Source organism: Pseudomonas sp. c313, from assembly GCF_055407145.1.
Window position 1 is genome coordinate 509,753 of the sequence record NZ_JBUZRD010000004.1, and the last position, 25,106, is coordinate 534,858.

Annotated in this window: 23 protein-coding genes; 17 read left to right on the plus strand and 6 right to left on the minus strand. The window is 61.1% G+C overall.

The window, feature by feature from the left end; all coding sequences use genetic code 11:
- The first annotated feature begins 219 nt into the window (after positions 1 to 219).
- From glyA to fdhA, 7 genes are all read left to right on the plus strand, one after another.
- Positions 220 to 1,473 (plus strand): serine hydroxymethyltransferase, encoded by a 1,254-nt coding sequence (gene glyA / locus ACZRKZ_RS16005; RefSeq protein WP_133102345.1) that lies wholly within the window; start codon positions 220 to 222, stop codon positions 1,471 to 1,473.
- Positions 1,474 to 1,495: 22 nt separating this feature from the next.
- A complete protein-coding gene (locus tag ACZRKZ_RS16010; RefSeq protein ID WP_133102516.1) occupies positions 1,496 to 2,746 on the plus strand; it encodes a sarcosine oxidase subunit beta in 1,251 nt (416 codons plus the stop codon).
- Between the two features lie 14 nt (positions 2,747 to 2,760).
- Positions 2,761 to 3,063, plus strand: coding sequence for a sarcosine oxidase subunit delta (locus tag ACZRKZ_RS16015; RefSeq protein WP_076017832.1), 303 nt, complete (start codon positions 2,761 to 2,763; stop codon positions 3,061 to 3,063).
- Positions 3,060 to 6,077, plus strand: a complete 3,018-nt coding sequence (locus ACZRKZ_RS16020) for a sarcosine oxidase subunit alpha (protein ID WP_463967841.1) — start codon at positions 3,060 to 3,062, stop codon at positions 6,075 to 6,077. Before ACZRKZ_RS16015 ends, ACZRKZ_RS16020 begins: the two co-directional genes overlap by 4 nt.
- A 27-nt stretch (positions 6,078 to 6,104) precedes the next feature.
- Positions 6,105 to 6,737, plus strand: a complete 633-nt coding sequence (locus ACZRKZ_RS16025) for a sarcosine oxidase subunit gamma (RefSeq protein WP_463982053.1) — start codon at positions 6,105 to 6,107, stop codon at positions 6,735 to 6,737.
- Between the two features lie 152 nt (positions 6,738 to 6,889).
- On the plus strand, positions 6,890 to 7,747 hold the full coding sequence (gene purU / locus ACZRKZ_RS16030; RefSeq protein WP_149413425.1) for a formyltetrahydrofolate deformylase: 858 nt from the start codon (positions 6,890 to 6,892) through the stop codon (positions 7,745 to 7,747).
- 94 nt (positions 7,748 to 7,841) lie between these two features.
- Positions 7,842 to 9,041 (plus strand): formaldehyde dehydrogenase, glutathione-independent, encoded by a 1,200-nt coding sequence (fdhA, locus tag ACZRKZ_RS16035; protein ID WP_133102340.1) that lies wholly within the window; start codon positions 7,842 to 7,844, stop codon positions 9,039 to 9,041.
- 98 nt (positions 9,042 to 9,139) lie between these two features.
- On the opposite strand, the gene ACZRKZ_RS16040 is transcribed toward fdhA, so the two are convergent.
- Positions 9,140 to 9,598 carry an anti-sigma factor domain-containing protein gene (locus ACZRKZ_RS16040; RefSeq protein ID WP_463982054.1) on the minus strand — a complete coding sequence of 153 codons (459 nt, stop codon included), beginning with the start codon at positions 9,596 to 9,598 and terminating at the stop codon, positions 9,140 to 9,142.
- Between the two features lie 316 nt (positions 9,599 to 9,914).
- Here ACZRKZ_RS16040 and ACZRKZ_RS16045 point away from each other — a divergent pair, with 316 nt between their 5' ends.
- The 4 genes from ACZRKZ_RS16045 to creC all read left to right on the plus strand — a co-directional run bounded on the left by ACZRKZ_RS16045 (position 9,915) and on the right by creC (position 13,328).
- Positions 9,915 to 10,484 carry a DUF2780 domain-containing protein gene (locus ACZRKZ_RS16045; protein ID WP_149413428.1) on the plus strand — a complete coding sequence of 190 codons (570 nt, stop codon included), beginning with the start codon at positions 9,915 to 9,917 and terminating at the stop codon, positions 10,482 to 10,484.
- A 180-nt stretch (positions 10,485 to 10,664) separates the two neighbouring features.
- Positions 10,665 to 11,165: a retropepsin-like aspartic peptidase RloA2 gene (gene rloA2, locus ACZRKZ_RS16050; protein ID WP_463982055.1), complete on the plus strand. Its 501-nt coding sequence runs from the start codon at positions 10,665 to 10,667 to the stop codon at positions 11,163 to 11,165.
- Between the two features lie 58 nt (positions 11,166 to 11,223).
- Complete coding sequence (creB, locus tag ACZRKZ_RS16055) at positions 11,224 to 11,901, plus strand: two-component system response regulator CreB (RefSeq protein ID WP_463982056.1); 678 nt, start codon at positions 11,224 to 11,226, stop codon at positions 11,899 to 11,901.
- Entirely contained in the window at positions 11,901 to 13,328 is a 1,428-nt protein-coding gene (gene creC, locus ACZRKZ_RS16060; RefSeq protein ID WP_463982057.1) for a two-component system sensor histidine kinase CreC, read from the plus strand. The genes creB and creC overlap by 1 nt, the downstream gene beginning before the upstream one ends.
- On the opposite strand, the gene ACZRKZ_RS16065 is transcribed toward creC, so the two are convergent.
- Positions 13,323 to 14,720 carry an aminotransferase-like domain-containing protein gene (locus tag ACZRKZ_RS16065; RefSeq protein ID WP_463967846.1) on the minus strand — a complete coding sequence of 466 codons (1,398 nt, stop codon included), beginning with the start codon at positions 14,718 to 14,720 and terminating at the stop codon, positions 13,323 to 13,325. The two genes, creC and ACZRKZ_RS16065, sit on opposite strands and share 6 nt — an antisense overlap.
- Positions 14,721 to 14,858: 138 nt before the next feature.
- Here ACZRKZ_RS16065 and ACZRKZ_RS16070 point away from each other — a divergent pair, with 138 nt between their 5' ends.
- The 6 genes from ACZRKZ_RS16070 to creD all read left to right on the plus strand — a co-directional run bounded on the left by ACZRKZ_RS16070 (position 14,859) and on the right by creD (position 20,599).
- The gene (locus ACZRKZ_RS16070) at positions 14,859 to 16,049 is read left to right on the plus strand and encodes a KamA family radical SAM protein (RefSeq protein WP_463982058.1); all 1,191 of its coding nucleotides are present in this window, start codon (positions 14,859 to 14,861) and stop codon (positions 16,047 to 16,049) included.
- Between the two features lie 5 nt (positions 16,050 to 16,054).
- Complete coding sequence (locus ACZRKZ_RS16075) at positions 16,055 to 17,155, plus strand: pyridoxal phosphate-dependent aminotransferase (RefSeq protein WP_463982059.1); 1,101 nt, start codon at positions 16,055 to 16,057, stop codon at positions 17,153 to 17,155.
- The gene (locus ACZRKZ_RS16080; RefSeq protein WP_149413434.1) at positions 17,152 to 17,862 is read left to right on the plus strand and encodes an AzlC family ABC transporter permease; all 711 of its coding nucleotides are present in this window, start codon (positions 17,152 to 17,154) and stop codon (positions 17,860 to 17,862) included. The genes ACZRKZ_RS16075 and ACZRKZ_RS16080 overlap by 4 nt, the downstream gene beginning before the upstream one ends.
- Positions 17,855 to 18,154, plus strand: coding sequence for an AzlD domain-containing protein (locus ACZRKZ_RS16085; RefSeq protein WP_133102330.1), 300 nt, complete (start codon positions 17,855 to 17,857; stop codon positions 18,152 to 18,154). Before ACZRKZ_RS16080 ends, ACZRKZ_RS16085 begins: the two co-directional genes overlap by 8 nt.
- A 9-nt stretch (positions 18,155 to 18,163) precedes the next feature.
- Positions 18,164 to 19,123 (plus strand): C-terminal binding protein, encoded by a 960-nt coding sequence (locus tag ACZRKZ_RS16090; RefSeq protein WP_463982060.1) that lies wholly within the window; start codon positions 18,164 to 18,166, stop codon positions 19,121 to 19,123.
- 99 nt (positions 19,124 to 19,222) lie between these two features.
- On the plus strand, positions 19,223 to 20,599 hold the full coding sequence (gene creD, locus ACZRKZ_RS16095; protein WP_463982061.1) for a cell envelope integrity protein CreD: 1,377 nt from the start codon (positions 19,223 to 19,225) through the stop codon (positions 20,597 to 20,599).
- 89 nt (positions 20,600 to 20,688) lie between these two features.
- Here creD and ACZRKZ_RS16100 read toward each other — a convergent pair whose 3' ends face one another.
- From ACZRKZ_RS16100 to ACZRKZ_RS16115, 4 genes are all read right to left on the minus strand, one after another.
- Positions 20,689 to 21,318, minus strand: coding sequence for a glutathione S-transferase family protein (locus tag ACZRKZ_RS16100; RefSeq protein WP_463967851.1), 630 nt, complete (start codon positions 21,316 to 21,318; stop codon positions 20,689 to 20,691).
- Between the two features lie 36 nt (positions 21,319 to 21,354).
- Positions 21,355 to 21,531 (minus strand): hypothetical protein, encoded by a 177-nt coding sequence (locus tag ACZRKZ_RS16105; protein ID WP_463982062.1) that lies wholly within the window; start codon positions 21,529 to 21,531, stop codon positions 21,355 to 21,357.
- The gene (locus ACZRKZ_RS16110; protein ID WP_463982063.1) at positions 21,528 to 22,631 is read right to left on the minus strand and encodes a PepSY-associated TM helix domain-containing protein; all 1,104 of its coding nucleotides are present in this window, start codon (positions 22,629 to 22,631) and stop codon (positions 21,528 to 21,530) included. Before ACZRKZ_RS16110 ends, ACZRKZ_RS16105 begins: the two co-directional genes overlap by 4 nt.
- Positions 22,632 to 22,694: 63 nt before the next feature.
- Positions 22,695 to 25,103, minus strand: coding sequence for a TonB-dependent siderophore receptor (locus ACZRKZ_RS16115; RefSeq protein WP_463982064.1), 2,409 nt, complete (start codon positions 25,101 to 25,103; stop codon positions 22,695 to 22,697).
- Positions 25,104 to 25,106 lie beyond the last annotated feature (3 nt).

Sequence of the window (25,106 nt, forward strand, 5' to 3'; positions counted from 1 at the left end):
GCTGCCTGATTGAACGCGGCGCCCTCAGGTTTTTCGCGAGCAAGTTCGCTCCTACAGTTTGTCAGCCCCCCCCAATAGCATTTGCTCAACCCATGTCGTAAACGCACCTTTGCGTGGCGTCCGTAGGCATTTGGTCTGTCTGCACCAGCCCTACCATCGCATCAAAGGGCGCTGCCGCGTGCACGGGCCTCAACAAGACGAAATGCTGGGAGAGACGCGATGTTCAGCAAGCAAGACCAGATCCAGGGTTATGACGATGCACTGCTGGCGGCCATGAATGCCGAGGAGCAGCGTCAGGAAGATCATATCGAGCTGATCGCGTCAGAGAACTACACCAGCAAGCGTGTCATGCAAGCCCAGGGCAGCGGCCTGACCAATAAATACGCCGAAGGTTATCCGGGCAAGCGTTACTACGGCGGCTGCGAGCATGTGGACAAGGTCGAGGCCCTGGCCATCGAACGTGCCAAGCAGCTGTTCGGCGCCGATTACGCCAACGTCCAGCCGCACTCCGGCAGCCAGGCCAACGCCGCAGTGTTCCTCGCCCTGCTGCAAGCCGGCGACACCGTGCTGGGCATGAGCCTGGCCCATGGCGGCCACTTGACCCACGGCGCCAAGGTCAGCTTCTCCGGCAAGCTCTACAACGCCGTGCAGTACGGCATCGATACCGACACCGGGCTGATCAACTACGACGAAGTCGAACGCCTGGCGGTCGAGCACCAGCCGAAAATGATCATCGCCGGGTTTTCCGCTTATTCGAAGACCCTGGATTTCCCACGCTTTCGCCAGATCGCTGACAAGGTGGGCGCCTACCTGTTCGTCGACATGGCCCACGTTGCCGGCCTGGTCGCTGCTGGCCTGTACCCGAACCCGCTGCCTTACGCCGACGTGGTCACCACCACCACCCACAAGACCCTGCGCGGTCCTCGTGGCGGCCTGATCCTCGCCAAAGCCAACGAAGAGCTGGAAAAGAAATTCAACTCAGCCGTTTTCCCCGGCGGCCAGGGCGGCCCGCTCATGCACGTGATCGCCGGCAAGGCCGTGTGCTTCAAGGAAGCCCTGGAGCCCGGCTTCAAGACCTATCAACAGCAAGTCATCGACAACGCCCAGGCCATGGCCGGCGTGTTTATCAAACGCGGCTACGATGTAGTGTCCGGCGGTACCGATAACCACCTGTTCCTGGTCAGCCTGATCCGTCAGGGCCTTACCGGCAAAGAGGCGGACGCCGCCCTCGGTCGCGCCCACATCACCGTCAACAAGAACGCCGTGCCTAACGACCCGCAGTCGCCGTTCGTGACCTCGGGCCTGCGTATCGGCACCCCGGCGGTGACTACTCGCGGTTTCAAAGTGACCCAGTGCCTCACGCTTGCCGGCTGGATCTGCGACATCCTCGACAACCTCGGCGACGCCGATGTCGAGGCTAACGTCGCCAAGCATGTGTCCGCCCTGTGCGCTGATTTCCCGGTTTATCGCTGAGCGCGGTTTTGGAGTAATGACTATGCAACGCTACTCGGGCTTTGGCCTCTTCAAGCACTCACTCAGCCATCACGAAAACTGGCAAAAAATGTGGCGCACACCGACCCCGAAAAAGGTCTACGACGTGGTCATCGTCGGCGGTGGCGGGCATGGTCTGGCGACTGCCTATTACTTGGCGAAAGAGCACGGCATCACCAACGTGGCCGTGGTCGAGAAAGGCTGGCTGGGCGGCGGTAACACCGCGCGCAACACCACCATCGTGCGTTCCAACTATCTGTGGGACGAGTCGGCGCACCTGTACGAACACGCGATGAAACTGTGGGAAGGCCTGTCCCAGGACCTGAACTACAACGTGATGTTCTCCCAGCGCGGTGTCTACAACCTGTGCCATACCTTGCAGGACATCCGTGATTCCGAGCGCCGCGTCAGCGCCAACCGCCTCAACGGCGTCGACGGCGAATTGCTTAATGCCAAACAGGTAGAGGACGAGATCCCGTACCTTGACTGCTCAAAAAACACCCGTTATCCGGTACTGGGCGCCACCGTCCAGCGTCGCGGCGGCGTGGCCCGTCACGATGCCGTGGCCTGGGGCTTTGCCCGTGCTGCTGATGCTCTCGGCGTGGATCTGATCCAGCAAACCGAAGTGATCGGTTTTCGCAAGGAAAACGGTGTGTGCATTGGCGTCGAAACCAACAAAGGCTTTATCGGCGCCAAGCGCGTTGGCGTAGTGACTGCCGGTAACTCCGGGCACATGGCCGGCCTCGCGGGCTTTCGCCTGCCGATCGAATCCCACCCGCTGCAAGCGCTGGTGTCGGAGCCGATCAAGCCCATCATCGACAGCGTGATCATGTCCAACGCCGTGCACGGCTACATCAGCCAGTCCGACAAGGGCGACCTGGTGATCGGCGCCGGTATCGACGGCTACAACGGCTACGGCCAGCGCGGTTCGTACCCGGTGATCGAACACACCATCCAGGCCATCGTCGAGATGTTCCCGGTGTTGTCCCGCGTGCGCATGAACCGTCAGTGGGGCGGCATCGTCGACACCACGCCGGACGCCTGCCCGATCATCTCCAAGACGCCAGTGCCGAACATGTTCTTCAACTGCGGTTGGGGCACCGGTGGTTTTAAAGCGACTCCAGGCTCGGGCAACGTATTTGCCGCCAGCCTCGCCAAGGGTGAAATGCACCCGTTGGCGGCTCCATTCTCCATCGACCGTTTCCACAACGGTGCGCTGATCGACGAACACGGCGCTGCGGCCGTCGCCCACTAACAGGAGAAATTCCTATGTTGCATATCTTCTGTCCTCACTGTGGCGAACTGCGCTCCGAAGAGGAATTCCACGCCTCCGGCCAAGCGCATATTCCGCGCCCGCTGGACCCCAATACCTGCACCGACGAGCAGTGGGGCGACTACATGTTCTTTCGCGATAACCCCCGTGGCCTGCACCACGAGCTGTGGATTCACGCCGCCGGTTGCCGTCAGTATTTCAACGCGACCCGCGACACCGTCACCTACGAAATTCTTGAAACCTACAAGATTGGCAGCAAGCCGCAATTTACCGCCAAGGCTTCTGGAGAGAAGGTATGAGCCAGATCAATCGCCTGTCCAACGGTGGCCGGATCGACCGCAACAAAGTCTTGAGCTTCACCTTCAACGGCCAGAGCTACAAAGGCTTTGAAGGCGATACCCTGGCCGCTGCCCTGCTGGCCAACGGCGTCGACGTCATTGGTCGCAGCTTCAAGTATTCGCGTCCGCGCGGCATCTTCGCTGCCGGTGCGGAAGAGCCCAACGCAGTGCTGCAGATTGGCGCTACCGAAGCCACGCAAATCCCTAACGTGCGTGCCACGCAACAGGCGCTTTACCAAGGCCTGGTCGCCACCAGCACCAACGGCTGGCCGAGCGTCAACAACGACGTGATGGGCATTCTCGGCAAGGTCGGCGGCAAGCTGATGCCGCCGGGTTTTTACTACAAAACCTTCATGTACCCGCAATCGTTCTGGATGACCTACGAGAAGTACATTCGTAAGGCAGCAGGTCTTGGTCGCTCGCCGACCGAGAACGATCCGGACACCTACGACTATATGAACCGTCACTGCGACGTGCTGATTGTCGGCGCTGGCCCTGCGGGTCTGTCTGCTGCCTTGGCCGCCGCCCGTAGTGGTGCCCGTGTGATCATTGCCGATGAACAGGAAGAGTTCGGCGGCACGCTGCTGGATTCGCGCGAAAGCCTCGACGGCAAGCCGGCGGCCGAATGGGTCGCCAGTGTGATCGCCGAACTGAAATCCTTGCCGGACGTGCTGCTGCTGCCTCGCGCCACGGTCAACGGCTACCACGACCATAACTTCCTGACCATTCACGAGCGTCTTACCGATCACCTCGGCGACCGCGCACCGATTGGCCAGGTGCGCCAGCGTATCCACCGCATCCGCGCCAAGCGCGTGGTACTGGCGACGGGTGCCTGTGAGCGCCCGCTGGTCTATGGCAACAACGATGTGCCGGGCAACATGCTGGCAGGTGCAGTCTCGACTTACGTGCGCCGTTACGGCGTGGCACCGGGCAAAAAACTGGTGCTGTCCACCAACAACGATCACGCCTACCGCGTCGCGCTGGACTGGCTTGATGCCGGCCTTGCAGTGGTGGCCGTGGCCGACGCTCGTCACAACCCACGCGGCGCGTTGGTTGAAGAAGCGCGCGCCAAAGGTATTCGCATCCTCACCGGCAGCGCCGTGATCGAGGCCCGTGGCAGCAAGCACGTTACCGGCGTCCGTGTGGCGGCGATTGACGTCAAGGCCCACAAAGTTACCAGCCCCGGCGAATGGCTGGATTGCGACCTGGTGGCCAGTTCCGGCGGCTACAGCCCGGTGGTTCACCTGGCCTCGCACCTGGGCGGCAAGCCGACCTGGCGTGAAGATATCCTCGGCTTTGTACCGGGCGAAGCACCGCAAAAACGCGTGTGCGTCGGCGGCATCAACGGTGTCTACGGCCTCGGTGATTCCCTGGCGGACGGTTTTGAAGGCGGCGTGCGCGCAGCCAGCGAAGCGGGTTTCCAGCCGGTGGAAGGCGTATTGCCCAAAGCCCTGACCCGTCTGGAAGAACCGACGTTGGCGCTGTTCCAGGTGCCTCATGAGAAAGCCACTGCACGGGCACCGAAGCAATTCGTCGACCTGCAAAACGACGTGACCGCCGCCGCCATCGAACTGGCGACCCGCGAAGGTTTCGAGTCGGTAGAGCACGTAAAACGCTACACCGCACTGGGTTTCGGCACCGACCAGGGCAAGCTGGGCAACGTCAACGGCCTGGCGATTGCTGCTCGCTCGCTGAACGTGACCATCCCGCAAATGGGCACCACGATGTTCCGCCCCAACTACACACCGGTGACTTTCGGCGCGGTAGCAGGCCGTCACTGTGGGCACATCTTTGAACCGGTGCGCTACACCGCGCTGCAAGCCTGGCACGTGAAAAACGGCGCCGAGTTTGAAGACGTCGGCCAGTGGAAACGCCCGTGGTACTTCCCGCGCAACGGTGAAGACCTGCACGCAGCGGTGAAACGCGAATGCCTGGCCGTGCGCGATAGCGTCGGCCTGCTGGACGCATCGACGCTGGGCAAGATCGACATTCAAGGCCCGGATGCCCGCGAGTTCCTCAACCGCATCTACAGCAACGCCTGGACCAAGCTCGACGTGGGCAAGGCCCGCTACGGCCTGATGTGCAAGGAAGACGGCATGGTCTTCGATGACGGCGTTACTGCCTGCCTCGCCGATAACCACTTCCTGATGACCACCACCACTGGCGGCGCTGCACGCGTGCTGCAATGGCTGGAAATCTACCAACAGACCGAGTGGCCAGACCTCAAGGTGTACTTCACTTCGGTCACCGACCACTGGGCGACCATGACCCTGTCCGGGCCCAACAGCCGCAAGCTGCTGGCTGAAGTCACTGACATCGACCTGGACAAGGACGGCTTCCCGTTCATGACCTGGAAGGAAGGCCTGGTAGGCGGCGTGCCAGCGCGGGTGTTCCGTATCTCGTTTACCGGTGAACTCTCCTACGAGATCAACGTGCAGGCCGACTACGCCATGGGCGTGCTGGAGCAGATCGTCGAAGCCGGCAAGCAGTACAACCTGACCCCGTACGGCACCGAGACCATGCACGTGCTGCGGGCCGAGAAGGGTTTCATCATCGTTGGGCAAGACACCGACGGCTCGATGACCCCGGACGACCTGAACATGGGCTGGTGTGTTGGCCGCACCAAACCGTTCTCGTGGATCGGCTGGCGCGGGATGAACCGTGAAGATTGCGTGCGTGAAGAGCGTAAGCAACTGGTGGGTTTGAAGCCGATTGATCCGAACGTGTGGTTGCCGGAAGGCGCGCAGCTGGTGTTCGACACCAAGCAGGCGATCCCGATGAAGATGGTTGGCCACGTCACCTCAAGTTATGCCCACAACTCCCTCGGCTATTCGTTTGCCATGGGCGTGGTCAAGGGCGGCTTGAAGCGTATCGGCGAGCGGGTGTTTGCACCGCTGGCGGATGGCAGCGTGATCGAGGCGCAGATTGTTTCTTCGGTGTTCTTTGATCCCAAGGGTGATCGTCAGAATATCTGACGCATGAATTCAAGACAGGTGCTCCATATGACCGCAGTCAACGTATACCAACAACGCCCCATCACCGGGGCCAAGGCCGAGTCGTCGCTGCACCATGCCGACCTTGTCAGCCAGGTGGGCAAGGGTCGCAAGAACGCCGGCGTGACCATCCGCGAAAAGAAACTCCTCGGCCACCTGACCATTCGTGGCGATGGCCATGACGCCGCTTTCGCTGCTGGCGTACACAAGGCCCTGGGCATCGAATTACCTGGTGCCCTGGGCGTGATCGTCAAGGGTGAAGCTAGCCTGCAATGGCTCGGCCCGGATGAGTGGCTGCTGGTGGTGCCGAGCGGTGAAGAGTTCGCTGCCGAGAAAAGCTTGCGTGAGGCGCTGGGGGAGTTGCATATCCAGATCGTCAACGTCAGCGGCGGTCAGCAAATTCTGGAGCTTAGCGGCCCGAATGTGCGCGACGTGCTGATGAAATCCACCAGCTACGACGTGCATCCCGACAACTTTCCGGTGGGCAAGGCAATTGGCACGGTGTTCGCCAAGTCGCAATTGGTGATCCGCCATACCGCTGAAGACACGTGGGAGTTGGTGATTCGTCGCAGCTTCTCGGATTACTGGTGGCTGTGGTTGCAGGATGCGGCGGCGGAGTATGGGTTGAACGTCGAAGCCTGACCCGACCCTCCTGTAGGAGCGAGCTTGCTCGCGAAAAACGCCAACGATAACGCGTGCTTCCAGAATACACGCGTCGCCCTTGAGTTCTTCGCGAGCAAGCTTGCTCCTACAGGAGGCAGCGTTGCCTACAGATGCCTTAGGAGTCACGAACAATGAGCCGCGTACCCGATACATGGATTTTGACCGCCGATTGCCCCAGCGTGCTCGGCACGGTGGACGCGGTGACCCGCTATCTGTTCGAGCAGGGCTGCTACGTCACCGAACACCACTCCTTCGATGACCGGCTCTCGGGCCGCTTCTTCATCCGCGTGGAGTTCCGTCAGCCCGACGGTTTCGATGAACAAGGCTTTCGCGATGGCCTGGTGGAGCGCGGTGAAGCCTTCGGCATGATCTTCGAACTCACCGCGCCAAACTACCGGCCCAAAGTGGTGATCATGGTCTCCAAGGCTGATCACTGCCTTAACGACTTGCTCTACCGCCAGCGTATCGGTCAGTTGTCCATGGATGTGGTCGCCGTGGTCTCCAACCACCCCGACCTCAAGCCCCTGGCCGACTGGCACCAGATCCCCTATTACCACTTCCCCCTGGACCCCAACGACAAGCCGTCGCAGGAGCGTCAGGTATGGCAGGTGATCGAAGAGTCCGGCGCCGAGCTGGTGATCCTTGCCCGCTACATGCAAGTGCTGTCACCGGAGCTGTGCCGCAAGCTCGATGGCAAAGCCATCAACATCCATCACTCCCTGCTACCTGGTTTCAAGGGCGCCAAGCCTTATCACCAGGCCTACAACAAGGGCGTGAAACTGGTGGGCGCCACCGCGCACTACATCAACAACGACCTGGACGAAGGCCCGATCATCGCTCAGGGCGTCGAGGTGGTGGACCATAGTCACTACCCGGAAGACTTGATCGCCAAGGGCCGGGACATCGAAGGCCAGACGTTGGCCAGGGCGGTGGGGTATCACATTGAGCGGCGGGTGTTCTTGAACGCCAATCGCACCGTGGTGCTCTGACAAACAACACAAGAAACAGCATCTGTACCCGAGCATTTAACGCGCTGCCTGCCTGGGCAACGCGGTTCCATAACAACAACAGCGAGGTGAAAGCATGTCTGGTAATCGTGGTGTCGTGTATCTCGGCAACGGCAAGGTCGAAGTACAGAAAATCGACTATCCCAAAATGCAGGACCCCCGTGGCAGGAAGATTGAACATGCCGTCATCCTGCGCGTGGTCTCCACCAATATCTGCGGCTCCGACCAACACATGGTGCGCGGCCGCACCACGGCCCAGACCGGCCTGGTGCTGGGTCACGAGATCACGGGTGAAGTGATTGAAAAAGGTCGCGACGTCGAAAACCTGCAAATCGGCGATCTGGTTTCTGTACCGTTCAACGTCGCATGCGGCCGTTGCCGCTCCTGCAAGGAAATGCACACGGGTGTCTGCCTCAGCGTTAACCCGGCCCGCCCAGGCGGCGCCTATGGTTATGTCGACATGGGCGACTGGACCGGCGGCCAGGCCGAATACGCCCTGGTGCCATACGCTGACTTTAACCTGCTGAAGCTGCCGGATCGCGACCGGGCCATGGAGAAAATCCGCGACCTGACTTGCCTCTCCGACATTCTCCCCACTGGCTATCACGGTGCAGTCACCGCCGGTGTCGGCCCAGGCAGCACCGTCTACGTGGCGGGTGCCGGCCCTGTCGGCCTGGCCGCAGCCGCTTCCGCCCGCCTGTTGGGCGCGGCAGTGGTGATCATCGGCGACGTCAACCCGATCCGCCTGGCCCACGCCAAGGCCCAGGGTTTCGAAATCGCCGACCTGTCCCAGGACACCCCGCTGCACGAACAGATCGCCGCACTGCTGGGCGAGCCGGAAGTCGATTGTGCGGTGGACGCGGTGGGCTTTGAAGCTCGCGGCCACGGCCATGACGGCGTCAAGCACGAAGCCCCGGCCACCGTGCTCAACTCGTTGATGGGCGTGGTGCGTGTTGCCGGCAAAATCGGCATCCCCGGCTTGTATGTCACCGAAGATCCAGGTGCGGTGGATGCCGCCGCGAAAATGGGTAGCCTGAGCATTCGCTTCGGTCTGGGCTGGGCCAAGTCCCACAGCTTCCACACCGGGCAGACGCCTGTGATGAAGTACAACCGCCAGTTGATGCAGGCGATCATGTGGGATCGCATCAAGATTGCCGACATTGTGGGCGTGGAAGTCATCAGCCTGGATGACGCGCCACGTGGCTATGGCGAGTTCGATGCGGGCGTGCCGAAGAAGTTTGTGATTGATCCGCACAAGTTGTTTAGCGCGGCGTAAACGCAAGGCAAAGAAAAGGGCGACCCGCGGGTCGCCCTTTTTGCATCAAAGTAACTGTATGAGCGTTCCCACTCGGTGAACGACCAGTGGAAAGTGGCTCAGCGAATGGCCAACGCCCCCTGATACACCGTAGGTCCGGTAGGCTGCTTGCTCACTGACCCACCCTTGGTTTCCGAACTCACCATCAACTCCACAGGCCCGCTGATGGTTTCCTGCTGGCGCGGGTTGAGGCCAATGATGCCCTTGCCATCTTCCGGCAACAGACCAAGGGAGACGGGTGTGCCGCCAGCAGGAAGTGCCCACAGCTCCAGGCTGCGGTCCGGTTCCGGTGCCGTCGAGGCAATCGGGTGGACTTCCAGGTAGTCCTTGTGGGCCATGATTTGCGCGGCAGGTTGTTGGGTGGTGCTGACCAGGGTGGCGGCGGACTTGATGCTGTCCTGGGTGTAGATTGCGCCACCAACACCGGCAATCACCACGGCGCAGACGCCGACGAATAGACGTGAGCGAGTCCAGAAAGAGGGGTTGTGGTCAATCACGGTGGAGGAGGTCTGAGTCATTAGGCTGTTCCTGACAGTGGTTGAGTACTACGGGCGACGGCCAGTGGTGGCTCTTTGCTTTTGGGTGTTACGAATTTTTTCAGTACTGGATTGACCCTGATATGACTGAGGGGTTCCGGCCTTTGGTCCAATGAATACTGGCTCCAGTGATGTCAAATGGCCTTGCCTCGCCTGGTTCTCCGTCGAAACGCTTCAATTTCTGAACAAATCTGCAGGCGCCGGCCAACGCGGAACAATTCTTGAGCGTGCCCGGTCAAACGCCTGCTTTGGCCCCCCCGTGTGTAGGGGTGCAGTTCCTAATCCAGAGGTTGTCTCGATGAAGATTTCACACGGTGTTGCCCTGTCTTGCCTGTTGACCCTGGCTGCCAGCCCGGTGTTTGCAGCAGGCTTTAACCTTAACGACGCGGCCAACGCCATTTCCGGCATGCAGGGTGGCGATAAGGCTGCTGCCGCAGCGCCGACGTCACAAACCGCCGGTTTGCTGGGCGCCTTGACCTCGCAATTGAACGTGACACCGGAGCAGGCTGTCGGTGGTACCGGCGCCATGTTGGGTCTGGCCAAGAATCAGCTGAGCGGTACCGATTACTCACAACTGGGCAAGAGTGTGCCGGGCCTGGACAAGCTGTCGGGCAACAACGCACTGGGCAGCCTGGGCGCTCTGAGCGGCATGCTCGGCCAGAGCGGCGGCAGCAAGACCTCAGGTCTGGAAGGTGTGTTGGGTAATGTGAAAGACACCAATGACCTGAACACCGCGTTCAGCGCCCTGGGCATGGACAGTGGCATGGTTGGCCAGTTCGCCCCGGTGATCCTCAAGTACCTGGGTGACCAGGGCATCGGCGGTTCACTGTTGCAAAACCTGAGCGGTATCTGGGGCGCTGGCAGCTAACGACTGGCGCGGCGTAATGCTTGGATACGCGCATCCTTTTCCATCCAGAGCTGGTTGACCCAGTTCTGGACGGTCTGGCGAAACGCAAGGGTAGTGGCAGGGTATGCTGCGTAAAGCGAACCAATTCCCCGGCTACTGTCTAAACCCCCACTGCCTACTCTATCCAAGGAAATCTCCTACGTGAAAGCCATCCTTGCCCTGTTAGCCCTCGTAGCCCTGCCGGTCATGGCCGCCGAGCCCACCCTCTACGGGCGCTACGAGTACATCAAACTCCCGGAAATCGGTGAAACCTTCAAGGCCAAGATGGACACCGGCGCGCTAACCGCTTCGCTGTCGGCTCGGGACATCGAGAGCTTTACCCGCGACGGCGAGGATTGGGTACGTTTTCGCCTCAGCGGCAAGGACGCCAGCAACAAGGTTTACGAGCACAAGGTCGCGCGCATCAGCAAGATCAAGAGCCGTGCCGACGAGGATGAAGACAAGGATGACGCCAGCGTTGCCAAACGCCCGGTGGTCGACCTGGAAATGTGCCTGGGCAACGTCAAGCGCACCGTCGAGGTCAACCTGACCGACCGCAGCAGCTTCAACTACCCGCTGCTGATCGGCGCCAAGGCCCTGCGTGAGTTCGGTGCTGCCGTGAACCCGGCCCGACGTTATACCGCCGACAAACCCGACTGCTGATTGACGCCGGATGAGGCATCCGGCACCGTTCACCTTTGCTCCCCAGTGCTCGGACGCCATGCCTCATATCCTGATTGTCGAAGACGAAGCGGCGATAGCCGACACGCTGATTTTTGCCCTGCAAGGCGAAGGTTTCACCACTACCTGGCTGACCCTCGGCCAGGCGGCGCTGGACCATCAGCGCCAGACCCCGGCCGATTTGATCATCCTGGACATTGGCCTGCCGGATATCACCGGCTTTGAAACCTGCAAGCAATTGCGCCGCTTCAGCGAAGTGCCGGTGATGTTCCTCAGTGCCCGCGACGGCGAGATCGACCGGGTGGTGGGCCTGGAGATCGGCGCTGACGACTACGTGGTCAAACCCTTCAGCCCACGGGAAGTCGCGGCGCGGGTGAAGGCAATCCTCAAGCGCGTGACGCCTGTCGTGGCACCGGCGAACGGCGGTCGGTTCCAGGTGGATCAGGAGCGGGTGCAAATCAGCTACCGTGGCCAGGCCTTGAACCTTACCCGCCACGAATTTCGCTTGCTCAACTGCCTGCTGGAGCAACCCGAGCGGGTGTTCAGCCGCGAGCAATTGCTGGATGCCGTGGGCGTGCCGGCGGACGCCGGTTATGAGCGCAATATCGACAGCCATATCAAAAGCCTGCGCAGCAAATTGCGTAGTGTTGCCGCCGAGGCCGAGCCGATCCAGACCCATCGCGGCCTGGGCTACAGCTACAGCCCGAGCCACAGCTGATGCGCCTGGGACTGCGGATTTTCCTGGTTTATGCGTTGTTTATCGGCCTGACTGGCTACTTTGTGCTTAGCACCGTGATGAAGGAAATCCGCCCAGGCGTGCGCCAGTCCACCGAAGAAACCTTGGTGGACACCGCCAACCTGCTGGCGGAAATCCTGCGAGACGACGTCAAGCAGGGAACTCTCGGGCAGAGTCACTGGCCGACGGTGCTCAAGGCTTACGGCGACCGTCAGCCCGGAGCGACCATCTGGGGCCTGGCGAAAAATCAGGTCAATCACCGTATCTACGTCACCGACGCCAAGGGCGTCGTGTTGCTCGACTCCAGTGGCGAAGCGGTGGGCCAGGACTACTCGAAATGGAACGACGTCTACCTGACCCTGCGTGGCGAATACGGTGCCCGCTCGACCCGCAGCGATGCCGAAGACCCGGCTTCGTCGGTGATGCACGTGGGCGCGCCGATCCGCGATAACGGGCAGATCATCGGTGTGGTCACCGTGGCCAAGCCCAACAGTTCGCTGCAACCCTATGTCGACCGCACCGAGCGCCGTTTGCTGTGGTACGGCGCCGGGCTGGTGGCGCTGGGTTTGTTGCTCGGGGCGTTGTTGTCCTGGTGGCTGAGTGCGGCGCTGCGGCGGTTGACGGCCTACGCCCAGGCGGTCAGCGAAGGGCATCGCGCCGAGTTGCCGCATTACCGGGGTGGCGAGCTGGAACAACTGTCCACCGCCGTGGAACACATGCGCACCCAACTGGAAGGCAAGGCTTACGTCGAGCGCTACGTGCATACCCTGACCCATGAATTGAAAAGCCCGCTGGCGGCTATTCGCGGCGCGGCGGAGCTGTTGCAGGGGGAAATGTCCCAGGCTCAGCAGCAGCGTTTTGTCGGCAATATCGACAGCGAAAGTGCGCGCTTGCAGCAGTTGATCGAACGCTTGCTGAACCTGGCCCAGGTCGAGCAACGCCAGGGCTTGGAAGAACAAAGCGCCTTGCCGCTGGCAGTGTTGGTGGACGAAGTGCTCAAGGCGCAATGTGCGCGGATCGAAAGTGCCGGCTTGCAGGTGGAGCAGGGCATTGCGGCGGACCTCAGACTGTTCGGTGAACCCTTCCTGCTACGTCAGGCCTTGGGCAACCTGCTGGAAAACGCCCTGGATTTCACCCCGCCCGGCGGCACCTTGCGCTTCACCGCTCAACGTCGGGACAAGCAGATTGAGCTGAGCCTGTTCAACCAGGCTGAAGCGATCCCCGACTACGCTCTGCCGCGCTTGAGTGAGCGCTTTTATTCGCTGCCACGACCCGCCAGCGGGCGCAAAAGCACCGGCCTGGGTCTGAACTTTGTCGAAGAAGTGATGCAGTTGCACGGTGGGCGTTTGCAGATCGGCAATGTCGCCGGGGGAGTGTTAGTGGTGCTGTGGCTGCCGGCTGACTTATAGCTGGAACAGCCACTGAGCCTTGGCCGGGTCCAGGTGCGCCACGTTGATCCGTAGCCAGTTGCTCTTGTGGCCATCGGCGCTGAACAATTGGCCGGGGGCCAGCAGGATGCCGTGTTTGTAGGCGCGCTCCAGAAACTCGTCAATTTGGTTCAGCCTGGGGTGACGTACCCAGAGGAACAAGCCGCCATCAGGCAGATGAAAAATCTCCCAACCCCAGCGCTGGAAACTGGCCTGGGCAATCGCCTGGTGGGTCTGCAATTTGCGCTGCACCAGGTTCAGGTGCCGCTCATAAATCCCGTCCGACAGGATCGCGCTGAGAAAACGCTCGCAGAAGCTCGGCACGGCAACGCTGGTCAGCAGTTTCAAATCCGCCAGCGCGGCGATCAGGTGAGTCGGCGCCACCAGATAGCCCACCCGCAAGCTGGCGGACAGGGTTTTGGAAAAACTGCTGATATAGATCACCTTGCGCAAGCCGTCGAGGGTCGCCAGGCGCGTACCGTGTTCACCGGTCAGGTCGCCGTAGACATCGTCTTCCACCAACAGCAGGTCGTACTGATAGGACAGCTGCAAAATCTGGAAGGCGTTCTGTGGGCTCAATGACGAACCGGTGGGGTTATGAAATTGTGAGTTGATGAAGAACGCCTTGACCGGGCGACTGGCCAGAACCTTTTCCAGCGTCTCGATATCCGGGCCGTCTGGCAGGCGCGGGATACCGACCACGGTTGCACCGCGCAGGGCCAGCAACTGCACCAGGTTGCTGTTGCACGGGTCGTCCACCAGCACACAGTCGCCCGGTTCAATAAGCTTGCGGATCACCAAATCCAGGGCCTGGGTAGCGCCGAGAGTGGTGAGCACCTGATCAGGATTGACCGTCAGCGCCAACTTGTTGTGCAGGTGCTGGGCCAGGTTCTGGCGCAGCGGCAGGTGGCCGAGCGGGTCGCCGTATTCGATCAGCGAGCTGTGGGCGAAGTTGGCAGTGCGCCGCACGATCCGCGCCAGGGCCTGGGTGTCGCGCCAGGTTGGTGGTAGCCAGCCGCAACCCAGTTTCATGCTGTAGGCATCACCGTGGAAAATCCGCCAGAAGGCGTTCAGGTTGCCCCGGTCAGCGGCTTCCAGAGGCTCCAGCCGGATCGCAGCCAGTGGCTTGCCGGCCGCCTGGGCCTCGACGAAAAAACCACGGCCCTGGCTGGCGCTGATAAAGCCGTTGATTTCCAGGCGCTCGTAGGCGCTGACCACCGTGTGGTAGCTCAGGTCGTGTGTAGCGCAGAGTTTGCGAATCGACGGCAGGCGCTGCCCGGGCTTGATCTCGCCGCGTCCGATTGCGTCCTTGATGGCGCCCACCAGTTGCTCGATGACGGCAACATTGGGTGAGCGGTCTAGTATGAGTTCCATCCCTGTAACCTGTACCGCGAAGTGTTAGGACGAATTTTCTAACAGTTATCACAGCAGAGCCACTACTGTTTTTGGGTGATCGGGATTTCTGGCGTAAGCCTGGGCGGCAACGTTCAGCTTAATTCAGGAGGAATAGAGATGACTGAGGCCCTGTCACCGTCGGTATCGACACCCCAGCACACCCACCAGTTGGCCGTGACCAACCTGGACAATTGGGGCGACTGGAAATGGCAGCAACGCAATGCGGTGACCAAGCTCGACGAGTTGCTTAGTTACTTCCCGGGCCTGGAGCAGGATGGCTGGCTGCAACGCATTGGCGAACACCTGGAAAACCGCAAGCTCACCGTAACGCCCTACACCCTGGGGCTGATCAAAGTCGATGAGCACATGCGCCCCCTGGCCGATGATCCGTTCTGGCGCCAACTGATTCCGGACTGGAGCAGCAGCCCCGCTACCCAGGCGCTGGGCTATGACGGCGAGTCGGAAAACTGGGAGTTGCCCGATGAAATGGTCACCCCGATCTGCCAGCACAAATACGACAACCGCGTCATCCTGCGCCTGGCCAACGTCTGCCACGCCTACTGCCAGTTTTGCTACGAAGCGCTGCGCACCCTGGAAAAACAAACCGTCAAAAGCTCGATGCGCAAGCAGGACTGGCTCGACACCCTCGACTACATCCGCCAGAACCCACAACTCGACGAAGTGATTCTCAGCGGCGGCGAGCCGTTGATGCATTCCGACAAGCACCTGGACGGCTACCTCAGTGACCTGCGGGCCATTCGCCCGAACCTGATCATTCGCCTGCACACCCGTGCGCTTACCTTCAATCCGTACCGCATCACCCCGCAACTGGTGGAGATCCTCGGTCGCCACGACGTCACCGCCATCGGCCTGCACATCGTCCATCCCCGTGAAGTGACCGAGGATTTCCTGGTGGCGGTCAAGCGGCTGCGCTCGGTATGCCCGATCCTGTTTGCCAACATCCCGCTGCTCAGTGGCATCAATGACGATTACGAGACCATGGCCGAGTTGTGTCTCAAGCTCTATCGCCATGGCATCCAGCCCCATTACCTGTACCACTTCATGCCGTTCTCCCCAGGCTCCCAGGCCTTTCGCACCGATATCAGCGCGGCCGTCGCCCTGGTCAGCCGCATGAAACGCCGGTTGTCCAACATCGCCGTACCGGAATACGTGCTGCCCCACAAGACCGGCAAATACACGGTGCCCCTGGACTTGATCATCGGCCAGCCGACCCTTGAGCGGCGCAGTGATGGTGAGTATCTGCAGTACACCAATTGGCAGGGCCAATCCTGCACATTCCCGGAATGACCGCTATGTTCAATCGTTTTGCCAGCCACCTGGTGGACCTGGATAACCCCAACCCGTTTCCCGGCATGGTCGCCTTCCAGCAACGCACCGGCATGCAGGTCGACCTGCGCCTGGGCGGTAATGAATGCCTCGATGCGCCGCTGACTGCCCTGCGCGAGCAATATGGCGATGACTTCTGTGAGCACGCGCGGCTGTACGGCGATCCGCAAGCCTTTGCCCTGCGCCAGGCGCTGGCGACGGCCCACGGTTTTAATCCGGCGCAATTGTGCCTGGACAGCGGCGCCGATGCCGTCCTCGCCCTGTGCCTGCGGGCCTTGTGCGTGCCGGGGGATCGCGTGGTGTGCAGTGCCGGTACGTATCCGACCTTCGCTTATTTCGCCAGGGCCGCCGGGTGCGAGGTGATCGAAACCCCGTACCACCGCACCGACACCAGCCTGACAGTGAACATTCCCGGCTTGTTGCTCGAAGCGGTGCGCTCCAGGGCCAAGGTGGTTTACCTGGCCAACCCGGACAACCCCACCGGCAGTTGGTGGTCGTCCGAGGCCATCGAGGAGCTGGCGGCGTCATTGCCCGAGGACTGCACCTTGTTGCTGGACGAGGCCTACCTGGATTTTTGCCCCGACCTGCAGATGAACAGCGAGCGGACGGTGGAAGGCTGCATCCGCGTGCGCTCGCTGTCCAAGGCTTACGCCTTGGCCGGGTTGCGCCTGGGATTTGCCCTGGCCGATACGGCCATCATCGCCATGCTGAACAAGGTGCGCATTCACTACGCTGTCGGCGGCCTGGTGCAACACGCCGCCCTAGTCGTGTTGGCGGACCGGCCACACGCCGAGTCCATTCGGGTCAATAACGCCCTGTTGCGTGATGCCTTCAGCCAGCGTTTGCGCCGTGCGGGTTATCGGGTGCTGCCGTCCGGAACCAATTTCGTCAGCCTGTTGTTGCCGTCCAATGCTGCTGCGCAGCATTTGCAGGAGCACTTGCTGGATCATCGGATCGCCGTGCACCGGCCGCCGCACCCGGCGTTCGCCAATTTGATCCGGGTCACAGTGTGCGAGGCCGCCCTGGAAGATCGGGTGCTGGAATTGTTCGAGAGGGCCATGGAATGAAGCCTCAACTGCAATTTCGCGACGCCTTGCAGGATGCCTTGCCGATCGTCATCAGCGGCTTCGTCTTCGGCCTGGTGTTCGGCGTGTTGGCCAGCAAGGCCGGGCTGTCGCCCCTGGCCGCCACCTTCATGAGCCTGATGGTGTTCGCCGGGGCTTCGCAGTTTGTTGCAGTGGAGCAGTGGCAGTCCGGGCAGTTGTCGGTGGTGGCGATTGTGATGACGACGTTACTGGTCAACCTGCGACACTTGCTGATGAGCCTGTCGCTGCGACCGGCCTTTCGCAACGAGCCCAAACGCAAGTTGATCCCGGCGTTCGCCCTGTTGCTGATCGACGAAACCTGGGCGCTGGCCGAGCATCGATTCAAGCAGTCGGCACCGTCCCTGCGTTACTTCGTGCAGGCGGGCTTGCTGATCTATTTCGGCTGGGTCGGCGGCACGCTGCTGGGCACGCAATTGGGCAGCCATATCCCACGGCCGACGGACTTTGGCCTGGACTTCACCTTTGTCGCGATGTTCCTGTCGTTGATGGTGTTGCTGTGGCGGCGCTCGCTGGACTTCTTCACTTGGCTGCTCTCTGGCGTGATTGCTTTCTACGCCGCGCAATTGCCGGGTATCGGCCAGGCGTCGGTGGTGATTGCGGCGATTATCGCCAGTGCCCTGGTGGCCGCGCTCCCGCAGTCGGGGCAACTGGAGGCCGGCCATGAGTGAACTGGAACTGGCCGCGATCATCGGCATGGCCCTGGTCACCTACCTGACCCGTATCGGCGGCTTGCTGGTGACCGCCGAGCGCACGAGCCTGAACGGCTTTACCGAACGCTTCCTGAAGAACCTTCCGGCCGCGCTGCTGGCGGCGCTGATCAGCCCGAAACTGGCCACCGGCGATGTGTCGATCTGGCTGGCAGCGGCAATCACCGTGGCGGTGGTCTGGAAATTCAAAAACACCTTGCTCGGCGTCGCTGCGGGCACGCTTTCCTGCGCAGCGATTCGTTGGCTTATCTAAGGACAGACCATGAAAATTGGAATCATCGACTCGCTTCACAACAGCTACGTGACCAAGGCCGACATCGAACAAGAGGTGTTTGGCGGGCGGGCTACGGTCTCGCTGTTCCAGACCGCCAGCGCCGATGACCTGCCGCAAGCGGCGTTGCAGTGCGACGGGTTGATCAGTTGGCATCTGGTGCCTTTGCAAGCGCCGTTTATCAACCGGCTGGAGCAATGCCGGGGCATCGTGCGTGCGGCAGTGGGTTTTGACAATATCGACTTGGCGGCTGCACACCAGCGCAATATTGAAGTGGCCAACGTGCCGGACTACGGCACCGAAGAGGTCGCCGATCATGCGGTGGCCATGGCTCTGTCGCTGCTGCGTCGGTTGCCGCGCGGTCATACGGTGGTGTCCCGTGGCAGTTGGGACTGGCGTGAAGTGGGCGCCTTGCCGCGCCTGAGCCAGTTGCAGGTGGGGATCATCGGTTGCGGGCGGATCGGCATGGCGGCGGCGTTGCGCTTCAAGGCGTTCGGCTGCCAGGTGAGTTTTTTCGATCCCCATGTGTGCAGTGGCGTGGAGAAGTCCCTGGGTATCCAGCGGTGTGAAACCCTCGCCGAGCTGTTGCACAAGGTCGACCTGGTAAGCATCCACGCACCGCTCAACGAGCAAACCCATCACCTGATCGGCCCACGTGAGTTGGCGGCCCTCAGTGGCAAATATCTGATCAATACCGCGCGCGGGCCGATCATCGACGGCCAGGCCTTGCGCGACGCGGTGGTCGACGGCCTGCTGGCCGGCGTCGGGCTGGACGTTTACGAGGATGAGCGCCAGGGCATCCCGGAGCAGTTCCTCGGCCGTGATGATGTGCTGCTGTCGCCCCACGTGGCGTTCTACTCCGAGGCGGCACTTGCGGAGTTGCGGGCCAAGGCCGCGCAGGTGCTGTTGAGCATTCTGGAGAAGGGTAGCCACCGTAACGTGGTCAACTGACAGACCCCGCTGGAGAGTCTCCACAGACTCTCCACATCACCTCCACAAAGCCTCTACATACCCGCCACAAACTCTCCCCATTCAAACAGGGAGAGACCCATGAACCGCAGCCTGCTATTCAAACTGGGCGCCATCGCGCTGCTGATCCTGCTGTTGCTGATTCCGTTGCTGATGATCGACGGCATCATCAACGACCGCCAGCAGCTGCGTGACGGCGTGTTGATGGACATTGCCAGCAGCTCCAGTTACAGCCAGCGCCTGAGTGGCCCGGTGCTGGTGGTGCCTTATCGCAAGACCGTCCGCGAGTGGAAGCTCAATGAAAAGCTCAACAAGCGCTACGAGGAAACCCGTGAAGTGCGCGGTCGTCTGTATTTCCTGCCGGAGCATTTTGAGCTCGACGCCAAGGTGCAAACCGAACTGCGGGCACGGGGTATCTATCAGGCGCGGCTATTCCATGCCGACAACCGCATCAGTGGCCGCTTTGTTTTGCCGGAGCAGTTGGGCATCAAGGAAAACTTTGCCGATTACCAGTTTGACCAGGGATTTCTGGCGGTGGGCATCAGCGATATTCGCGGTATCGAAAATGCCCTGAAACTGGAGCTGGGCACTCAGCGCCTGGAGTTTTCGCCGGGCACTCAGGTCGGTTGGCTGGGGGACGGGGTGCATGTGATGTTGCCCCAGCAAGACAGCAAGAAACCGGCGCCCCTGGATTTCGCTTTCGACCTGCGCTTGCAAGGCACCGAGCAATTGCAAGTGGTGCCAGTGGGCAAGACCAGCCAGGTCAAGCTGGCGTCCAACTGGCCGCATCCGAGTTTTATCGGCAACTTCCTGCCAGCCCAGCGGGAGATCTCCGCCGAAGGTTTCACCGCCAATTGGCAGACCTCGTTTTTCTCCACCAACCTGGAAGAGGCGCTGCAAGGTTGCCTGTCGGAGCGCGGCTGTGAAGACTTCAACGGCCGCAGCTTTGGCGTGAGCTTTATCGACCCGGTGGACCAGTACCTCAAGAGCGATCGGGCGATCAAATATGCGCTGCTGTTTATCGCCCTGACCTTTGCCGGCTTCTTCCTCTTTGAAGTGCTCAAGAGCCTGGCGGTGCACCCGATCCAGTACGCGCTGGTGGGCGTGGCCCTGGCGTTTTTCTACCTGCTGCTGTTGTCACTCTCCGAGCACATCGGCTTTGCCCTGGCGTACCTGATCTCGGCCAGCGCCTGTGTGTTGTTGATTGGTTTTTATGTCTGCCATGTGTTGCGTAGTGTGGCCCATGGCTTGGGCTTTTCGGCGGGGTTGGCGGCGTTGTATGGCTTGTTGTACGGGTTATTGAGTGCCGAGGATTACGCGCTGTTGATGGGCTCGCTGCTGCTGTTCGGCCTGCTGGGCACGGTGATGGTGCTGACGCGCAAACTGGACTGGTATGGCGTGGGCAAACACAAAACGGTCGAGCCGCTGGAGTTTGACCTGGAGGCGGTTCATGAGTAGGTCATTGGGGTTGCGCGAAGATCAGCGGGTGGGTGCGCAGTTGGTGGCGAGGATTATTACGCTGTTTCCCCCGCCACCGACATTACCGGTCAAACCGGTGGCTGGGTCTCCAGCATCGACGGCCGCTGGCTGACTTCGGCATACCAGGCTGCCAGCCTTGGGTTATCCAACCGCCACTGCATATCCGGGTGGCGAAAATCCAGGTACCCCAAGGCACAGGCCACGCTGATGGCTGCTACGTCGAAATGGCTGGCTAGTTCGGCAATGGCGTCCCGTTCCAGTTCAGCGAGGGTGCGGCGGATCTTGTTGCGCTGCTCTTCCAGCCACTGGTCCCAGTGCTTGTCCGGCGGACGCAGGGCGGTTTCATAACGCATCAGCACGGCGGCATCCATAATCCCGTCGGCCATCGAGGCAAGGGTCAGACGCCGCCAGCGGGCCGAGCCTTCGCGGGGGATCAACGGGTTGCCGACGTGCTGGTGGTCGAAATAATCGAGGATTACCCGGCTGTCGTGCAACACATTGCCGTCGGCCAGGCGCAAGGCCGGGATCTTGCCCACCGGGTTGCCCTGGTTCAGTTCAGCAGCAGGATTGACCGGTGTGACCAGCACGGCCTGCAAGGCCACACGGTCCTGCTGGCCGGTCTCGTACAGCAGCACCCGGACCTTGCGAACGAAGGGTGAGGCGGGGTTGTGGAACAACGTCATGCTTGGGGCGGACATGGAAATTCCTCGGAATAGGGCAGGGCCTAGCCTATCTCAACGCTTGAACAACGCCCAAGCCCCAATCACCGCCGGTATCCCCAGCCCGATCCAACTCAAGGAATCCCAAGCGCCATCCCCCAGCAACGCCGCGAACAAACCCGCCGCGCTGAGCAAGCCAATCCCCAGTGGAACGCTGAACACCTTCCAGAAACTCGACTGCCGGGGCTTCATGGCTTGGCCGCCTTGCGCCGTACTTGCCATAAATACACGCCACTGCCCAGGACGATGATGGTCAGCACATCCAGCACCGCCCAGAGGATTTTCATCGGCATGCCGCCGTAGTCACCAAAATGCAGCGGTTGGGACATGCCCATGGCGTCCATGTACCACGGCCGTTCGGCGATGGCGGTCACTTGCAGCGTGCTGGCGTCAATCAGTACCGGTGTCAGCAAATGCGAAGTCAGGTGGGTGCTGCCTTTCATGAACACCGCGTAATGGTGCTCGCTGGAAAAACGCGTGCCTGGGAAGGCGATAAAGTCAGGCGTCATACCTGGTGCGGCGTTTTCGGCGATCTTCAGAAGGTCCGTGGCGGGTGCGCGCAAGGTCAGTGGCGGGGCATTTTTGTAGGGCTCGATCATCGCGCTGAGGCTGTCATTGCGCCAGGCAGCGATGATCAGGTCGGCGCTGGCGCTGATCACACCGGTTACGCCCACCACCAGCGCCCAGGTCAGGGTGACGACGCCAATCAGGTTGTGCAGGTCGAGCCAGCGCAGGCGGGTGGATTTGTCCTGGCGCACCGTGGCGAACTTCAGCCGGCGCATGAACGGCAGGTACAACACTGTGCCAGAGATGATCGCCAGCACGAACAGGATGCCCATGAACGCCAACAGCAATTTGCCCGGCAGGCCGGCGAACATGTCGACGTGCAGGCGCAGCAGGAACAGCGTCAGCCCGCCATTGGCTGACGGCGTTTCCACGGCATCGCCGGTGCGGGCGTCGAGCATGAAGGTGTGGGAGGAATTGGGTTCGGTGCCGGCGGTGGCAGCCATGATGGTGATCACGCCGTTTTTGTCATCCTCGTCCCAGGCCAGGTATTGCATGGCTTCGCCGGGACGATGGGCCTGCGCCGCCGTGACCAGTTGTTCCAGGTTCAGTTGCGGCGTATCGGCGGGCATCTGCTGCAACTCGGGCTCGTTGCCCAGCAGGTGGTCGATCTCGTGGTGAAAGATCAACGGCAGGCCGGTCAGTGCCAGCATCAGCAGGAATACGGTGCAGACGAGGCTGGCCCAGGTGTGGATGAAGGACCAGCGGCGGATGGTTTTGCTTTTCATGGGGCATCCAAATGCAAAAGGGCCACGGTTTGACCGTGACCCTTGGGTTGCTGCTTTAGTGGGTTACCACTTGTAGTTCACGGCAGCCACCACGTTGCGCTCGTCACCGTAGTAGCACCAGGAGCCGTCGCAGGTCGACAGGTAGTCCTTGTTGAAGATGTTCTTGGCGGTGACATCCACCGAGACACCTGCCAACGCTGAGTTGATACGGCTCAGGTCGTAATGCACGGCAGCGTCGTACACGGTGTACGAACCGACATGACCATTGGCTGTGTTGGCAGTGTTGCCGTAAGTGTCGCCAACATAACGTACGCCGGCACCGACGCCGAAACCATCCAGAACGCCCGAACGCCAGGTGTAGTCGGACCACAACGAAGCCTGGTTGCGGGGCACCAGTTTCATGCGGTTGCCCTTGTCATCACCCTTGAGGATCTCTGTGTCGGTGTAGGTGTAGGAACCCACCAGTTTGAGGTTGTCGTTGACTTCCGAAGTGGCTTCCAGCTCCAGGCCACGCACCTTGATCTCGCCAATCTGGCTGGTGATGTTGTTCTGGGCAACGGAGACGTTTTGCTGGCGCAGGTCGAACACGGCAGCGGTCAGCAGGGTTTTGCTGCCAGGTGGCTGATACTTCACACCGACTTCAGTCTGCTTGCCTTCGGTAGGCTTGAACGACTCGGTGTCACTGGCGCTGGCGCCCGCCGTCGGCTGGAACGACTCGGTATAGGAGATGTACGGGGTGATGCCCGAATCAAACACATAGCTCAGGCCGGCGTTACCGCTGAAGGCCTTGTCGCGCTGGGTATTGGTGGCGTCGTTCTTGTTGAAGAACGTGGTGCCGGTATGAATCCAGTCTTCACGACCACCGAGGGTCAGGCGCCAGTTGTCCAGGGCGATCTGGTCTTGGATGTAGACACCAGTCTGCATGGTCTTCTGGTTGTAGTCGTAGAAGGTGGAGGGAGCACCGACAGGCCGTGGCTGGTTGTAGATCGGGCGGTTGGGGTTGATGCTCGCGGCGTTGCCTTCGATCCAGTGGTAGTCGGTGTTGGTGCGCTGGTGATCCAGGCCCAGTAACAGGGTGTGGCTCAGGGCGCCGGTCTGGAAGTCCGCCTGGAAGTTGTTGTCCACTGCCAGTTGCGAGATGTCTTCGTCGACCTTGTCGTAGATGCGTTTCAACATGCCGTCCGCTTCGACAGCGGTGTCGCCGTAGCTGGAGTAGGTAGTGTTGAAGGCCAGCTCGCTCTTGGTGTAGCGCAGGTTTTGCTTGAACTGCCAGACATCGTTGATGCGATGGTCAAAGGCATAACCCAGGGCGTAGTAGGTGCGGTCGTAGTAATCCTGATCCGGCTCGCCGAGGTTGGTGTGATGGGAAATCTTGCCTGCTGGCGAAGGCAGCTTGGTGCCTTGCAACGGTAGGAACTGGCCACTGATGCCGGTATCGTCGCGGGTGAACTGCGAGAGCAGGGTCAGGTGGGTGTCGTCGTTGATGTTCCAGGTCAGGCTTGGCGCGATGTTGTAGCGCTTGTCTTCGATATGGTCGATAGGCGTGCCGCTGTCACGGACCACGCCGTCGACGCGGTAGAGGAACTGACCCTGGTCATCAATTTTGCCGGTGCTGTCAAAGCTGATCTGCTTGCGGTTGTTGCTGCCGACTTCGGCGCGTACGGCGTTGCTGGCTTCGGCCTGTGGGCGACGGCTGACCATGTCGAGCATGCCGCCAGGTGGAGTCTGGCCGTAAACCGAGGACGCCGGGCCGCGCAGAAGGGTGACACGGTCAAGGTTCCAGGTTTCCTGTTTCGGGTTGGCGTAAGAGCCCTTGGGCAGCGGCAAACCGTCGAGGAACTGGGTGGGCTCGAAGCCACGAACCCGCAACCAGTCGGCACGGGAATCACTGCCGTAGCTGCTGGCGATCACGCCCGGCATGTAGCGCACGGCGTCATCGAGGTTCTGCACACCGCGATCTTCCATCTGGGCGCGAGTTACCACTGACATGGAGCGGGGAGCTTCAACAATTGGCGTATCAGTCTTGGTACCAGCCGCAGTGCGAGTAGCAACATAACCCTCCACCGGACCCCAGGCGCTTTCGTAGTTGGCCTGACCGGTAATGCTGGTTTCTGGCAGCGACACAACGCCTTCAGGAATCGCTACCAGACTGAATGTCCCGGCGCTGCTTTGCTCCAACTGCAAACCTGTCCCGCGCAATGCCTCGCGCAACGCGCCCTGTGCATCGTACTGTCCCTTGACCGGCGTCGAGGTCTTCCCCGAAGCCAGCGACGGGTTGAGGGTCAGCGCCAGGCCGGCCTGGCTGGCGATCTGGTTCAGGGTGCTGGCCAACGGTGCGGCCGGCAGGTTGTAGGTGCGCACGCTGGACGCCTGTTCGGCAGCCATCAGCAAAGGGCTGGCCAGCGGGGTGCAGAAGGCAATGGCCACGGCTAACAGGCTGGGGCGCAACAAGGTGTCTAGCGAGCGGGACATGGG

Coding starts and splice junctions, on each gene's coding strand:
- glyA (WP_133102345.1), top strand. CDS start 220: ATGTTCAGCAAGCAAGACCAGATCCAGGGTTATGACGATGCACTGCTG.
- ACZRKZ_RS16010 (WP_133102516.1), top strand. CDS start 1,496: ATGCAACGCTACTCGGGCTTTGGCCTCTTCAAGCACTCACTCAGCCAT.
- ACZRKZ_RS16015 (WP_076017832.1), top strand. CDS start 2,761: ATGTTGCATATCTTCTGTCCTCACTGTGGCGAACTGCGCTCCGAAGAG.
- ACZRKZ_RS16020 (WP_463967841.1), top strand. CDS start 3,060: ATGAGCCAGATCAATCGCCTGTCCAACGGTGGCCGGATCGACCGCAAC.
- ACZRKZ_RS16025 (WP_463982053.1), top strand. CDS start 6,105: ATGACCGCAGTCAACGTATACCAACAACGCCCCATCACCGGGGCCAAG.
- purU (WP_149413425.1), top strand. CDS start 6,890: ATGAGCCGCGTACCCGATACATGGATTTTGACCGCCGATTGCCCCAGC.
- fdhA (WP_133102340.1), top strand. CDS start 7,842: ATGTCTGGTAATCGTGGTGTCGTGTATCTCGGCAACGGCAAGGTCGAA.
- ACZRKZ_RS16040 (WP_463982054.1), bottom strand. CDS start 9,598: ATGACTCAGACCTCCTCCACCGTGATTGACCACAACCCCTCTTTCTGG.
- ACZRKZ_RS16045 (WP_149413428.1), top strand. CDS start 9,915: ATGAAGATTTCACACGGTGTTGCCCTGTCTTGCCTGTTGACCCTGGCT.
- creB (WP_463982056.1), top strand. CDS start 11,224: ATGCCTCATATCCTGATTGTCGAAGACGAAGCGGCGATAGCCGACACG.
- creC (WP_463982057.1), top strand. CDS start 11,901: ATGCGCCTGGGACTGCGGATTTTCCTGGTTTATGCGTTGTTTATCGGC.
- ACZRKZ_RS16065 (WP_463967846.1), bottom strand. CDS start 14,720: ATGGAACTCATACTAGACCGCTCACCCAATGTTGCCGTCATCGAGCAA.
- ACZRKZ_RS16070 (WP_463982058.1), top strand. CDS start 14,859: ATGACTGAGGCCCTGTCACCGTCGGTATCGACACCCCAGCACACCCAC.
- ACZRKZ_RS16075 (WP_463982059.1), top strand. CDS start 16,055: ATGTTCAATCGTTTTGCCAGCCACCTGGTGGACCTGGATAACCCCAAC.
- ACZRKZ_RS16080 (WP_149413434.1), top strand. CDS start 17,152: ATGAAGCCTCAACTGCAATTTCGCGACGCCTTGCAGGATGCCTTGCCG.
- ACZRKZ_RS16085 (WP_133102330.1), top strand. CDS start 17,855: ATGAGTGAACTGGAACTGGCCGCGATCATCGGCATGGCCCTGGTCACC.
- ACZRKZ_RS16090 (WP_463982060.1), top strand. CDS start 18,164: ATGAAAATTGGAATCATCGACTCGCTTCACAACAGCTACGTGACCAAG.
- creD (WP_463982061.1), top strand. CDS start 19,223: ATGAACCGCAGCCTGCTATTCAAACTGGGCGCCATCGCGCTGCTGATC.
- ACZRKZ_RS16100 (WP_463967851.1), bottom strand. CDS start 21,318: ATGTCCGCCCCAAGCATGACGTTGTTCCACAACCCCGCCTCACCCTTC.
- ACZRKZ_RS16105 (WP_463982062.1), bottom strand. CDS start 21,531: ATGAAGCCCCGGCAGTCGAGTTTCTGGAAGGTGTTCAGCGTTCCACTG.
- ACZRKZ_RS16110 (WP_463982063.1), bottom strand. CDS start 22,631: ATGAAAAGCAAAACCATCCGCCGCTGGTCCTTCATCCACACCTGGGCC.
- ACZRKZ_RS16115 (WP_463982064.1), bottom strand. CDS start 25,103: ATGTCCCGCTCGCTAGACACCTTGTTGCGCCCCAGCCTGTTAGCCGTG.